11 protein-coding genes are annotated in these 12,581 nt (G+C 68.6%); 5 read left to right on the top strand and 6 right to left on the bottom strand.

The window, feature by feature from the left end; all coding sequences use genetic code 11:
- Positions 1–77 precede the first annotated feature (77 nt).
- The 5 genes from gspD to fan1 form a co-directional block, all read right to left on the bottom strand.
- Positions 78–2,408 (bottom strand): type II secretion system secretin GspD, encoded by a 2,331-nt coding sequence (gene gspD / locus ACYAF3_RS27485; protein ID WP_025271011.1) that lies wholly within the window; start codon positions 2,406–2,408, stop codon positions 78–80.
- Positions 2,395–2,922: a type II secretion system protein N gene (locus ACYAF3_RS27490; RefSeq protein ID WP_003144679.1), complete on the bottom strand. Its 528-nt coding sequence runs from the start codon at positions 2,920–2,922 to the stop codon at positions 2,395–2,397. Before ACYAF3_RS27490 ends, gspD begins: the two co-directional genes overlap by 14 nt.
- Before the next feature lie 141 nt (positions 2,923–3,063).
- A complete protein-coding gene (locus ACYAF3_RS27495; RefSeq protein ID WP_003088087.1) occupies positions 3,064–3,273 on the bottom strand; it encodes a hypothetical protein in 210 nt (69 codons plus the stop codon).
- An 88-nt stretch (positions 3,274–3,361) separates the two neighbouring features.
- Positions 3,362–5,638, bottom strand: a complete 2,277-nt coding sequence (locus ACYAF3_RS27500) for an ATP-dependent DNA helicase (protein ID WP_023119956.1) — start codon at positions 5,636–5,638, stop codon at positions 3,362–3,364.
- Positions 5,631–7,310 carry a nuclease Fan1 gene (gene fan1, locus ACYAF3_RS27505; RefSeq protein ID WP_004349278.1) on the bottom strand — a complete coding sequence of 560 codons (1,680 nt, stop codon included), beginning with the start codon at positions 7,308–7,310 and terminating at the stop codon, positions 5,631–5,633. The genes ACYAF3_RS27500 and fan1 overlap by 8 nt, the downstream gene beginning before the upstream one ends.
- A gap of 133 nt (positions 7,311–7,443) precedes the next feature.
- Here fan1 and ACYAF3_RS27510 point away from each other — a divergent pair, with 133 nt between their 5' ends.
- The 4 genes from ACYAF3_RS27510 to modC all read left to right on the top strand — a co-directional run bounded on the left by ACYAF3_RS27510 (position 7,444) and on the right by modC (position 10,751).
- Positions 7,444–8,094 (top strand): TetR/AcrR family transcriptional regulator, encoded by a 651-nt coding sequence (locus tag ACYAF3_RS27510; protein WP_003098214.1) that lies wholly within the window; start codon positions 7,444–7,446, stop codon positions 8,092–8,094.
- A 115-nt stretch (positions 8,095–8,209) separates the two neighbouring features.
- Positions 8,210–8,965, top strand: coding sequence for a molybdate ABC transporter substrate-binding protein (gene modA / locus ACYAF3_RS27515; RefSeq protein ID WP_003117674.1), 756 nt, complete (start codon positions 8,210–8,212; stop codon positions 8,963–8,965).
- A 12-nt stretch (positions 8,966–8,977) separates the two neighbouring features.
- Positions 8,978–9,664 (top strand): molybdate ABC transporter permease subunit, encoded by a 687-nt coding sequence (gene modB / locus ACYAF3_RS27520; protein ID WP_003088068.1) that lies wholly within the window; start codon positions 8,978–8,980, stop codon positions 9,662–9,664.
- Position 9,665: 1 nt separating this feature from the next.
- The gene (modC, locus tag ACYAF3_RS27525) at positions 9,666–10,751 is read left to right on the top strand and encodes a molybdenum ABC transporter ATP-binding protein (RefSeq protein WP_003098212.1); all 1,086 of its coding nucleotides are present in this window, start codon (positions 9,666–9,668) and stop codon (positions 10,749–10,751) included.
- 21 nt (positions 10,752–10,772) lie between these two features.
- Here modC and ACYAF3_RS27530 read toward each other — a convergent pair whose 3' ends face one another.
- Positions 10,773–11,600 carry a class I SAM-dependent methyltransferase gene (locus ACYAF3_RS27530; protein WP_016263586.1) on the bottom strand — a complete coding sequence of 276 codons (828 nt, stop codon included), beginning with the start codon at positions 11,598–11,600 and terminating at the stop codon, positions 10,773–10,775.
- Positions 11,601–11,685: 85 nt separating this feature from the next.
- On the opposite strand from ACYAF3_RS27530, the gene ACYAF3_RS27535 reads away from it, so the two are divergent.
- A complete protein-coding gene (locus ACYAF3_RS27535; RefSeq protein WP_003098210.1) occupies positions 11,686–12,573 on the top strand; it encodes a LysR family transcriptional regulator in 888 nt (295 codons plus the stop codon).
- Positions 12,574–12,581 lie beyond the last annotated feature (8 nt).

Below are 12,581 nucleotides of genomic sequence, written 5' to 3' on the forward strand. Positions count from 1 at the left end.
CGCTGCGCTGGAGCGCGGCCGCCGCAGCGCGCCGGACAATCCGGTGGACGGAGCGCGACGCGAGGATTCGAAGTCCGTCACAGGGCGCTTCCCGGCGTATGCGCAATCACCCGCGCCTTCCCTCGCGGCAGGCTTTCGGGCAGTTCCGCCAGGGCCCGGCGTGCCTGCTCCGGGTCGAGGTAGTCGCCCCGTTCCACCGCGAACAGCTCCTGGCCATCGCGCAGTTCGCGGCGCAAACGCAACGACAGGCCCGGATGCCGCTCGATCAGCGCGCGCATGAAGGCTTCGCTGCTGCCCTCGACCAATCGCACGGCATAGCGCTGGGGTGACGGCGGCTGCGGCGCGTGCGTGCCCTGGCGAACCTCCGGTACCTCGCCGCCGCGACCGTCGCCCAGGGACGCCGGGTCCGCCAGGCGCGGCTTCTCCATCAGCACCGGGGCTGGAGCCGGATAGCTGCGCGGCGAGCCAATAGGTGCCGGTGCGACCTGGGCGGCGGGACGCAGGTCGATGGCGCCGGCATCCTCGAACAGCGGGCGCGCCGGTTCGCCGGCGGCACCGCGCAGCAACTGGATGGAACGGTAACGGCCATGGCTGATGCGCTCCAGACCGGCGGCATCGCGGACGATGCTCGGGCGCAGGAAGACCATCAGGTTGCGCTTCACCCGGGTCTCGCGGGACGAGCGGAACAGCCGGCCGACGCCGGGGATGTCGCCCAGCAGCGGTACCCGCGAATCGCTGCGCAGCAGGTCGTCCTGGATCAGTCCGCCGAGGACGATGACCTGGCCGTCGTCGGCCAGTACGGTGCTCTTGATCGAGCGCTTGTTGGTCACCAGGTCCACCGCCTTCGCCGCCAGGGTGGCGGTTGGCGCGATGGAGGATATTTCCTGCTCGATCTCCAGGCGCAGCATGCGGTCCTCGCCGATGTGCGGCGTGACCTTGAGGGTCACCCCGATATCCTTGCGCTCGACAGTGGTGAACGGATTGCTCGAACCGCTGGCGCTGGTGGTGTAGCTGCCGGTCTGGAACGGCACGTTCTGGCCGACCAGGATTTCCGCCTTCTGGTTGTCCAGGGTCAGCAGGCTCGGCGTCGACAGCAGGTTGCTGCGGCTATTGCGGCTCAGCGCGGTGACCAGTGCGCCGAAATCGCGACTGCCGAGGCCGACTATCGCACCGTCGGGCAGCTCTGCCGGCGGCTTGCCGGCCTGCAACGCGCCCAGCAGGGTGCCGATGGACAACCCGCTGTCGGCGAAGCCAGCGCCGCCGGCGACATGCCCGCTACGCAGCGCCCATTGCACCCCGAGGGCGTCGCCGATCTCGCCGGACAGCTCGACGATCGCCGCCTCCACCAACAGTTGCGCACGCGGCACGTCGAGCTGGCGGACGATGTCCTCGAGCAGACCGACATCCTCCGGGTCGGCGAGGATCACCAGGGCATTCAGCGATTCGTCGGCGCGCACCAGCAGGCCGCGCTTGCCGCTTCCCCGTCCATCCTGGCCCCGCTCGCCGCGCAGCGATTCGCCGATCTCCCCGAGGGTGGCGGCAAGGGTCTTGGCGTCGCCATGGCGCAGGCGGATCACCCGGCTGTTCGCCGACCGCGACGAGGGGACGTCGAGCGACTGCGCCAGCCGCAGCAAGCGCGCTCGCGCCTGCTGCGGACCGAGCAGGACCAGGCGGTTGCTGCGGCTGTCGGCAAGGACCTGGACGGTGGCGGCGCTCTTCCCGGCGGCCGGGGTGACGCTGCGATCGAGCACCTCGGCGATTTCCGCGACCCAGGCATGGCGCATGTCGTAGATGCTGTAGTCATGTTCGCCGGCCCGGTCGAGGCTGCGCACGATCGCCTCGATGCGCTCGATGTTGGCGCGGCGGTCGCTGACGATCAGCGCGTTGGCCGACGGTACGGCGGCCAGATGGCCATGGGCCGGGACCAGCGGCCGGATCATCGGGATCAGTTCCGCCACCGAGGTCTGCTGCGCCTGGACCACCCGCGTCTCCAGGCTGCCCGGCCCATCGCGGACGGTCTTCTGCGCGGCGTCCTGGCGTGCCTCCATGTTCGGCACGATACGCGCCTGGTCGCCCTGCGGCAGCACCGCGTAGCCGTGGGTGGCGAGCACCGAAAGGAATAGTTGGTAGACCTCCGCCAGGCTGAGCCGCGCCTGGGATACCACCGTGACCCGCCCCTTCACCCGCGGATCGACGACGAAGGTCTGGCCGCTGATGCTCGATACCTGCTCGATGAAGTCGCCGATCTCGGCATCCTTCATGTTGATCGTCCACTGCTCTTCCTCTTGCGCGGCGGCAGTCTCGGCAGGTGCCGGATGGACCGGCGGCGCCAGGCCGAGGACGGCCAGCGACAGGACCAGGAACAGCGGAGACAGGCGCTGGGCGGAACGGGTACTACAACGTGGCATGGGTGGTTTCTGCCCCTTCGGCTTTGGGGAAATACAGACGTTCTTCATAACCCCGGTCGCGCAGCACCACATGGTCGCGATGAACCGCCAGCAGCACGGTGCCGGGGCGCACTTCGGCGCCCGGCAGGAAGCGCTGCGAGCGCCCGGCCACCGCGATCAGCGCCGCCGAGCGGTCCTCGCGACGCGCCAGGAAGCAGGCCAGCAGGCGCAATTGCAGACGCTCGCCCGCCGTCGCGCCGCGCGGCGACGGAGCGCCACCGAACAAGCCGGCTAGCGCCGCGCGCGGGGCCGCTGAAGGGTTGGCTGGCGGCGCCGGGGCCGCTGCGGCGGGCAATTCCGCCAGCTCGCGGCGCAGCGAGCGCGTCTGGCTGGCCAGGCTGGCGCTGAGCAACGCCAGCAGCAGCACGCAAAGCACAGCGGGCGCATGCCCGGCCAGGCTGCGCAGGGAAACGAAAGACGATGGAAGGTAACGCGACATGCAGCAGGCGGATTCCGGCAAACGGGCGCGCTGCATCGACGCGGCTCGCCCAGGGGCGGCGAGCATAAGGGATGGGGCTGCGGCCTACGGCCGCGAAAGGGCAAAACTGTTAAGGCTGCCCGCTTTGATCCTTCGTGGCGGGAACTGGCCCACAAAACGCCAGGCGCGGGAAAGGCCTCAGCGCTTGCCCATCGAACGACGGGTACCGCGCGGCGCCATGCCGGGACGCTGGCCCTTGTCGTGGATCTTCCGCTGCGGATAGAGCTGGGCCTGGTTCTTCTTCGCCAGGGCGGCCTTCAGCAACGCGCTGGCGTCGCTCGGCGCGGCCTGGGCCGGAGCGTCGTCGGAGGAAAGGGCCTGGGGAAGAGCGTCGGGAGCGGAAGCCATGGCGTATCCGGATCGGGGGAAATCGTGGGGACGCGATTATACATGGCTGTCCGGCTGTCCGGCAGCACCTGCCGGCGTATGCCACGGGTCAACGCAGTTGCCACCAGCCCGGCAGCAACCGGCGCACCTTGGCCTGGGCGAAACGGTCGTCGATCAGGTGCACCACGCCGCGATCGCTGCGGCTGCGGATCACCCTCCCGGCGGCCTGGACCACCTTCTGCAGTCCCGGATACAGGTAGGTGTAGTCGTAGCCGTCACCGAACAGGCGCTGCATGCGCAGGCGGATCTGCTCGTTCACCGGATTCACCTGGGGCAACCCGAGGGTGGCGATGAAGGCGCCGATCAGGCGCTCGCCAGGCAGGTCGATGCCTTCGCCGAAGGCACCGCCGAGCACGGCGAAGCCGATGCCCTCGCCGCCCGCGACGAAGCGCTCGAGGAAGACCCGGCGCTCCGCCTCGTCCATCCGTGGCGTCTGGCTCCAGCATGGCACCCACGGGTATGCCTGGCGGAAGACGTCCAGCGCCTGCTGCAAGTAATCGAAGCTGCTGAAGAAGGCCAGGTAGTTGCCCGGCCGCTGGCGAAACTGCTCGCCGAGAATCGCTGCGATGGGCGCCAGGGATGCCTGGCGCTGCGCATAGCGCGTGGAAACCCGACGCTGTATGTGCACCTCCAGTTGCTTGGCGCTGAATGGCGAGTCCACTTCCAGCCAGGGCGTGCCCGCCGGCAGGCCGAGCAGGTCGGCGTAATAGTCGCGCGGCCCGAGGGTAGCGGAGAACAGCACGGTGGAGCGGCTGGCGGCGAAGCGCTCGCCGAGAAACGCCGCCGGCACCACGTTGCGCAGGCACAGCCGGGCCAGGCTGCGGCCGTTGCGGCCTGGGCGCTTCTCGATGTCGAACAGCGAATGCTCGCCGAACAGCTCGGCGAGACGGCCGAACTGCAGGATCGCGAAGTAGAACTCCTGCAACGCCGGCTCCAGCGCCTGCGGTTGCTCGGCGAGCAGGTCGTTGATCGCCGCCACCGCGTTCTGCAAGGCCAGGAGCAGCTTCTGCGGAGGCTCGTCGTAGGCCTGGTAGTCGTCCGCCTGGGTCTTGGCCAGTTCGTTCCAGGCACGCTGGATGCGCTCCAGCGGTTTCCTCAGGGCCTCCGGGGCGGTTTTGCGCACACCGAGGAAATCGCCCTGGTCGAGTTCGGCGGAATACATCCGCCGGCCGCGCTCCACCAGGTTGTGCGCCTCGTCCACCAGTACCGCCACTCGCCACTGGTTGACCTGGGCCAGGCCATGGAGCATGGCGCCGAGATCGAAGTAGTAGTTGTAGTCGCCCACCGCCAGGTCGCACCAGCGCGCCAGTTCCTGGCCCAGGTAGTAGGGACAGACCCGGTGCGCCAGCGCCACCTCGCGCAACCGCGCCTGGTCCAGCCAGCGCGCCTCCACGGCGGCGGCGCGGGCCGCCGGCAGGCGTTCGTAGAAGCCCTGGGCCAGGGGACAGGACTCGCCGTGGCAGGCCTTGTCCGGGTGCTCGCAGGCCTTGTCCCGCGCCACCAGTTCCAGCACCCGCACCGGCAGTCCGCCGGTCTCCCCTTCCAGGCTGCGCAGGGCATGCAGCGCTAGGGCCCGGCCCGGGGTCTTGGCGGCCAGGAAGAACAGCCGGTCCAGGCGCTGCCCGGGCATCGCCTTGAGTTGCGGGAACAGCGTGCCGATGGTCTTGCCGATCCCGGTCGGCGCCTGGGCCATCAGGCAACAACCGGCGGAGGCGGCCTTGTACACCGCCTCCGCCAGTTGCCGCTGGCCGTGGCGGAATTCGGCGTGGGGAAAGCGTAACGCGGCCAGTTCGCGGTCGCGCCGTTGGCGGTGCGCCAGTTCCTGCTCGGCCCAGGCGAGAAACGCCTGGCACTGGCTCTCGAAGAACAGCCGCAGCTCGTCAGCCCGCACCCGCTCGACGAAGCGGGTCTCCTTCTGGCTGCCGACCTCCAGGTAGACCAGCGCCAGTTCGACTTCCTCCAGCTTCCGTTCGGCGCAGAGCAGCCAGCCGTAGACCCTGGCCTGGGCCCAGTGCAGGTGCCGGTGGTTGGCCGGTTGCAGGGCGAGGTCGCCGCGGTGGGTCTTGATTTCCTCCAGGCAGTTCGCCTGCGGATCGTAGCCATCCGCCCGGCCGCGCACCTGCAAGTGACGGTAGCGTCCGTCCAGCGCCACTTCGCGCTGGTAGTGAGCGGGGCGCCGGGAGGTCACCAGGGTATGTCCGGCGATGCCTTCCAGGGCGCTGGGCGACGGGGTGAAGCGCAGGTCGAGGTCGCCGCGCTTGGCGCTGAACTCGCAAAGCGCGCGCACCGCCACCTGGTACAGCGCCTCGCCGCCCTGCTCAGTCATCGACATGCCAGCGCACGTAGCAGACCGCCACCGGCATCTCCCGCTCGCGGCAGAATTGCAGCCAGCGCAACTGGTTGTCCTGCAGGCGGTCGCCCGGTCCCTTGACCTCGACCATCCGGTAGCGCCGCTGCGCCGGCCAGAACTGGATCAGGTCCGGCAGGCCGGCGCGGTTGCCCGGGATATCCTCCAGCAGGCGTTCGAACCAGGCGCGCAGGTGGGCCGCCGGCAGGCAATCGAGCGCCTGTTCGAGCAGTTCCTCGCCAAGCAGTTCCCAGTAGACGAAGGGCGACTGCAGGCCGAACTTGTCGCGGTAGCGACAGCGGATCGCGTCGCGGTAGCTGCCGTCCTCCAGCCGTCCCAGGCAGGCCTCGAACAGGGCGGCGCGGCGCTGGCGGAAGTCGGCGCTGTGCAGGTCCGCCGGCGCGCTGTGGAAGGGATGGAAGAACGCCCCGGGAATGGCGGCGAAGATCGCCTCCCAGCAGAGCAGCCCGAACAGCGAATTGATCAGGCCGTTCTCGACGTAGTGCACCGCGCAATCGGGCTCTTCCAGGTGCTCGCGGACCGCCCACTCGACGCTACAGGGTTCGCTCGGGTACGCCAGGCACAGGTCCAGGCGGTCGATTTCCGGAGCCGCCGCCCGCGCCTGTCGCGGCAGGCCGAGCTTGCCTTGCAGGCGCGGCAGCAATCGGGCCAGGCCCTGGCGTTCGGCGTCGCTTTCCGGCGCACAGCTGGCCTCCCGCGCCAATGCATGGGCTTCGGCGAAGCGCTCGCCGCGTTCCAGGCTGCGAATCGCCCGCAGGCGCGCGCCGGGGTGGCTGGATTGGCGATAGAGCCGCTGGGCCAGGTCGAAATCCCGCTGCTTTTCGCAGTGCTGGGCGAACTGGAACAGCAGCTTGACCCGCCGCCCTTCCAGCCAGGGATTGGCGTAGGGTTCGCCCGGCAGGCCGGCGAGCAGTTCCTCCAGCGGCTCGCCGAGGTCGAAGCGCTGGCGGCAGTCGAACAGGTGGAGATAGGCGTCGACGTCGGCGCGCAGGCGAAAGCCGCGGGAGTCGGCGGAAAACTCGACGCTTTCGTAACGATAGATACCCAGGTCGGCAAGGACGAACTCCGACCAGTCCTGCCACAGGTTGCCGAAATACATCAACCGCAAGCGGTCGCAGAGCGCCATGCAGCGCAACTCGTAGACCGGTTCGGCGAAGTCGGCCTGCCACTCGGCGAGCCGCCGCGCCTCGGGGAACAACGGCTGGAGCCGTTCCAGCAACGCATCCTTGCGCAGGTTCGCGCGCCCGAGATGGTCCCTGAACAGCTGCGACAATTCGTCCTTCTTCAGCAAGCCGAACAGTTGCGCCAGTTCCAGGGTCGGCTGCGCGTCCACCCAGCCCAATGCCAACAGCGGTTGCACGGCGGCGCGCGTGTCGCCGATCTCGGCATAGGCCAGCTTGCCTTCGCGGAACAGCGTGCCCTTGCGCATCACCATGCGCACCAGCAGGGCCTGGCTGGCCTCGGGCAGCTCGGCGAACGCGGCGATGAAGGCACGTTCCTGATCGTCGAGCAGATCGGCATAGCGTTCGCCGATCCAGGCGAGCACCGCGCGGAAGTTGTGCAGGTAGTAGAAGGGTTCGGGAAGCGCTGGGGAATTCACGGGAAGCGGAGCCTGGTACTGTTCATGCATACAGATACCAGCGCCCCCACGGCTTGGCAATGCGCATCCGATCAAGCGTCGCCGGCCTGACGACGACTATCCAGGCACAAGATGTTCGTTATATAAAAATATTAACAACGAAACCTGCCCCGTATCGGTCCCGATGAAGAAGATCCGCCAACGCAACCTGCAACTGATCCTCGACGCCGCCTGCGAAGTCTTCGCCGACTGCGGCTTCAGCGCCGCCCGGCTCAGCGACGTCGCCGAGCGCGCCGGCGTGGCGAAGGCCAACGTGCTCTATTACTACCGCTCCAAGGCGCAACTCTACGAGGCGGTGCTGGACAGCATCGTCGAGCCCCTGCTGGAAGCCTCCCGGCCATTCGCCGGCGACCAGCCGCCCGCCGAGGCGCTACGCGCCTACGTCGACAACAAGATGCGCATCGGCGCCGAGCGGCCGCACGCGGCCAGAGTCTTCTCCTGCGAGATCATGCGCGGCGCGCCGCGCATGCCGGCGCCGCTGCTGGAACGCCTCGACGCCCAGGCGGAACGCAACGCCGAGCGCATCCGCCAGTGGATCGACGAAGGCCTGCTGGCGCCGCTGGATCCGTACCACCTGCTGCTCAACCTGTGGGCGATGACCGAGTCCTATGCCCTTGGCGGCTGGCAACTGGCGCGCCTCACCGGCCAGGCCGGGCTGGACGCAAGCGACTACCGGCAGGCGGCGGAAAACATCGTCCGCCTGGTCTGCGCCGGCTGCCTGGCACTCCCCGGCGAGGCCGCGCCGCGTCGGCGTTTCCGCGCGCTGGCCGGCTGAACGACTTGCGCCGGATCAATTTCCGCGTAGCGCTATATTCCAAAAGCCATAGCGAACCCCTAAGCTTGCGCCAGCCCCGTCCGCCAACTTCGTTCGCCCCCCACAGGAGCACTCCATGACCACCCGCCTGCCCCAGCTATTGCTCGCCCTCCTCGCCAGCGCCGTATCCCTGGCCGCCAGCGCCGACGAGGTGCAGGTCGCCGTCGCGGCCAACTTCACCGCGCCGATCCAGGCCATCGCCAAGGAATTCGAGAAAGACACCGGGCACAGGCTGGTCGCCGCCTACGGCGCCACCGGCCAGTTCTATACGCAGATCAAGAACGGCGCGCCGTTCCAGGTTTTCCTCTCCGCCGACGACAGCACTCCGGCGAAACTGGAGCAGGAAGGCGAGATCGTGCCCGGCTCGCGCTTCACCTATGCCATCGGCACCCTGGCACTCTGGTCGCCCAAGGCCGGCTACGTCGACGCCAAGGGTGAGGTGCTGAAGAGTGGCAGCTTCAGGCACCTGTCCATCGCCAACCCGAAGACCGCGCCCTACGGCCTCGCCGCCACCCAGGCGATGGACAAGCTCGGCCTCGCCGCCACGCTCGGGCCGAAGCTGGTGGAAGGCCAGAACATCAGCCAGGCCTACCAGTTCGTTTCCAGCGGCAACGCCGAACTGGGCTTCGTCGCCCTGTCGCAGATCTACAAGGATGGTAAAGTCGCAACCGGCTCGGCCTGGATCGTTCCCGCCGAGCTGCACGACCCGATCCGCCAGGACGCGGTCATCCTCAACAAGGGCAAGGACAACGCCGCCGCCAAGGCCCTGGTCGACTACCTGAAGGGCGCCAAGGCCGCCGCGCTGATCAAGTCCTACGGCTACGAACTCTAAGGCGGGACCTGCATGGCGTTGCCACTCGACAGTACGGACCTGGCGGCCATCTGGCTGACCATCGAGCTGGCTTCGCTCACCACCCTCCTCCTGCTGCTGATCGGCACGCCCATCGCCTGGTGGCTGGCGCGCACCCGCTCCTGGCTGAAGGGGCCGATCGGCGCGGTGGTGGCCCTGCCGCTGGTGCTGCCGCCGACGGTGATCGGCTTCTACCTGCTGGTCAGCATGGGTCCCAACGGTTTCATCGGCCAGCTCACCCAGAGCCTCGGTCTCGGCACCCTGCCCTTCACCTTCGCCGGTCTGGTGGTCGGCTCGGTGTTCTACTCGCTGCCCTTCGTCGTGCAACCGTTGCAGAACGCCTTCGAGGCGATCGGCGAGAAACCGCTGGAGGCTGCCGCGACCCTGCGCGCGAGCCCCGTCGACCGTTTCTTCAGCGTGGTCCTGCCGCTGGCCCGGCCGGGTTTCGTCACCGCCGCGATCCTCGGCTTCGCCCATACCGTCGGCGAGTTCGGCGTGGTGCTGATGATCGGCGGCAACATCCCGGAGAAAACCCGCGTGGTCTCGGTGCAGATATTCGATCACGTCGAAGCCATGGAATACGCCCAGGCCCACTGGCTGGCCGGCGGCATGGTGGCGTTCTCCTTCGTCGTCCTCCTCGCCCTCTATTCGGGCCGGCGCCGCCGGCCGGGCTGGGCCTGAGATGGACGGCCTGCGCCTGCGCTTCCGCCGCGCCTACCCCGGCTTCGAACTGGACATCGACCTGGCTCTTCCCGGTCGTGGCGTGACCGCTCTGTTCGGCCATTCAGGCTCCGGCAAGAGCACTTGCCTGCGCTGTATCGCCGGCCTGGAAAAGGCCGCCGAGGGCGAGGTGACGATCAACGGCGAGACCTGGCAGGACAGCCGCCGCAACCTCTTCGTCGCGCCCCACCGGCGTGCCCTCGGCTACGTGTTCCAGGATGCCAACCTGTTCCGCCACCTGACGGTGCGGCGCAACCTGGCCTTCGGTCTCAAGCGCATCGCCGCCGCCGAACGCCGCGTCGAGCTGGAACAGGCCTGCGCCCTGCTGGGCATCGAGCACCTGCTGGAACGCATGCCGGAACGCCTCTCCGGCGGCGAGCAGCAACGCGTCGGCATCGCCCGGGCCCTCCTCACCAGCCCGCGCCTGCTGCTGATGGACGAGCCTCTGGCATCCCTCGACCTGAAGCGCAAGGGCGAGATCCTGCCCTATCTCGAGCGCCTGCACGAGGAACTGGACATCCCGGTGCTCTATGTCAGCCACTCGCCAGACGAAGTGGCGCGCCTGGCCGATCACCTGGTGCTGCTGGAGAACGGCAAGGTCCGCGCCAGCGGGCCGATCGGCGAAACCCTGGCGCGAGTCGACCTGCCGCTGGCGCTGGACGACGATGCCGGGGTGGTGATCGAGGGCACGGTCAGCGACCACGACCCGGCCTACGGCCTGCTGACCCTGGTCCTGCCCGGCAGCGCGCTGCAAATGCGCGTCGCCCACGCCCCGCTGGCCCCCGGCAAGCGCCTGCGCTTCAAGGTACAGGCGCGCGACGTCAGCCTGAACCTGCGCGACGACGCCCAGAGCAGCATCCTCAACCGCCTGCCGGTACGGGTCCTGGAATTGGTCGATACCGACACCGCGGCCCACGTACTGGTGCGCCTGGATGCCGGCGGCAATCCGCTGCTGGCGCGGATCACCCGCTACTCGCGGGACCAGTTGCAACTACGACCCGGCCAGCTGTTGTGGGCGCAGATCAAGTCGGTGGCGGTGCTCGCCTGACCCCGGCCTCGCCTGCGGCGCCTAGACCCTGGGCCAACGGTAGCGGATCAGCCGGCCCATCCGCCGCAGGAAGGCGAAGCCGTTGTAGATCGGCAGCATCAGCCGCGACGACTGCGGCAGCTTGGCGACGTCCTGCGGGTCATAGTCGGTGACCTCCTCGATGAAGCGCAGGGCCGGATGCCACCGCTCGAGTTCGCGCGGGTCGTCGATGCTCCAATGCACCTGCGCCCCGGTCTCGCGCAGCGGCGGATACAGGCGCAGCAGCATGATGCCGAGGCGGCCGTAGCCGTCGAACAGCAGCTCGCCGCTACCCAGGTGGTCGACCAGGCGTTCCACCAGGCGTCGCACCTGGGACTCCCGCAGGTAAGGCATCAGCCCCTCGGCCAGGACCAGGGCGGGCCGCTCGCGCGGCACCTCTTGCAGCCAGCCGTCGTCGTCCACCGAGTGGCGCAGCGCCCGATAGGCGCCGGCGCGCGGCGGGTAGAGTCGCTCGCGCAGGTCCATGACCTCCGGGTAGTCGAGGTCGAACCAAGGCAGCTCGGCCGGCGGGTCGACCCGGTAGATACGGCTGTCCAGGCCGCAACCGAGGTTGAGCACCTGCCCCTCGGGATGGCGGCCGAGGAACTCGCGGCAGGCCTGGTCGAAGTAATGCGAGCGCATGGCCAGGGCCCGTTCGTTGCCCTTGCCGAGGGCGACCCTGGAGAAGTCGAAGTCGATCTGCCGCACCGCCTCCTCGGCGAAACGGTCATGGAGGATGGAATCGTCCAGGCGGCTATCCAGCGCCTTGGCGTAGAGAGTGATCAGGAGCGTCTGCTTTTCTCCGGTGAGGGTAATGCGGTGGCCGGGCATGAAAACCTCCTGCGGGCACGCGTGCCTCTTCAGTCCTTGCCGAAAACATCGCTATGCTTCGGCAATGATTGCCCTGGAGTCACGAATGAAAGCCAACTCCGATGAACTGCAAAGCTTCGTCAGTGTAGTCGACAGCGGTTCCATCAGCGCCGCCGCGGAACAGATGGGACTGACCGCCTCGGCCGTCAGCCGGACCCTCTCGCGCCTCGAGCACAAGCTCGGCACCACCCTGCTCAACCGCACCACCCGGCGCATGGAGCTGACCGAGGAAGGCCGCTACTTCCTCGACCAGGCACGGCAGATCCTGCAGCAGATGGAGGCGCTCGAGGAACGCCTGGCCCTGCGCCGGCAGAGCCCCGCCGGGCGCCTGCGGATCAACGCCGCCTCGCCCTTCATGCTGCACGCGGTGGTGCCGCACATCGGCGAGTTCCGCCGGCTGTACCCGGACATCCAGCTCGAACTCAACACCAACGACCTGATCATCGACCTGTTGGAGCAACGCACCGACGTGGCGATCCGCATCGGCGCGCTCAGCGACTCCACCCTGCACGCGCGGCCGCTGGGCGCCAGCCGCCTGCACATCCTCGCCAGCCCGGAGTACCTGGCCCGCCACGGCACGCCGGCGAGCATCGAGGGGCTGCGAGGGCACACCCTGCTCGGCTTCACCCAGCCCGAGCACCTCAACCGCTGGCCGGTGGTGCACGCCGACGGCGATCGCCTGGAGATCCAGCCGGATATCTCTGCCTCCAGCGGCGAGACGCTCCGCCAACTGGCCCTGAGCCACCAGGGCATCGCCTGCCTGGCCAGCTTCATGACCGACCGCGATATCCAGGATGGGCGCCTGGTGCCGCTGTTCGCCGAACAGATGAGCGAATACCGGCAACCGATCCACGCCGTCTACTATCGCAACTCGCAACTGGCGCTGCGCATCCAGTGCTTCCTCGACTTCATCCAGCAGCGCCTGGGCGCCTGAGACCGACC

This window comes from Pseudomonas sp. TZ252 (genome assembly GCF_056110345.1).

Coding starts and splice junctions, on each gene's coding strand:
- gspD (WP_025271011.1), bottom strand. CDS start 2,408: ATGCCACGTTGTAGTACCCGTTCCGCCCAGCGCCTGTCTCCGCTGTTC.
- ACYAF3_RS27490 (WP_003144679.1), bottom strand. CDS start 2,922: ATGCAGCGCGCCCGTTTGCCGGAATCCGCCTGCTGCATGTCGCGTTAC.
- ACYAF3_RS27495 (WP_003088087.1), bottom strand. CDS start 3,273: ATGGCTTCCGCTCCCGACGCTCTTCCCCAGGCCCTTTCCTCCGACGAC.
- ACYAF3_RS27500 (WP_023119956.1), bottom strand. CDS start 5,638: ATGACTGAGCAGGGCGGCGAGGCGCTGTACCAGGTGGCGGTGCGCGCG.
- fan1 (WP_004349278.1), bottom strand. CDS start 7,310: ATGCATGAACAGTACCAGGCTCCGCTTCCCGTGAATTCCCCAGCGCTT.
- ACYAF3_RS27510 (WP_003098214.1), top strand. CDS start 7,444: ATGAAGAAGATCCGCCAACGCAACCTGCAACTGATCCTCGACGCCGCC.
- modA (WP_003117674.1), top strand. CDS start 8,210: ATGACCACCCGCCTGCCCCAGCTATTGCTCGCCCTCCTCGCCAGCGCC.
- modB (WP_003088068.1), top strand. CDS start 8,978: ATGGCGTTGCCACTCGACAGTACGGACCTGGCGGCCATCTGGCTGACC.
- modC (WP_003098212.1), top strand. CDS start 9,666: ATGGACGGCCTGCGCCTGCGCTTCCGCCGCGCCTACCCCGGCTTCGAA.
- ACYAF3_RS27530 (WP_016263586.1), bottom strand. CDS start 11,600: ATGCCCGGCCACCGCATTACCCTCACCGGAGAAAAGCAGACGCTCCTG.
- ACYAF3_RS27535 (WP_003098210.1), top strand. CDS start 11,686: ATGAAAGCCAACTCCGATGAACTGCAAAGCTTCGTCAGTGTAGTCGAC.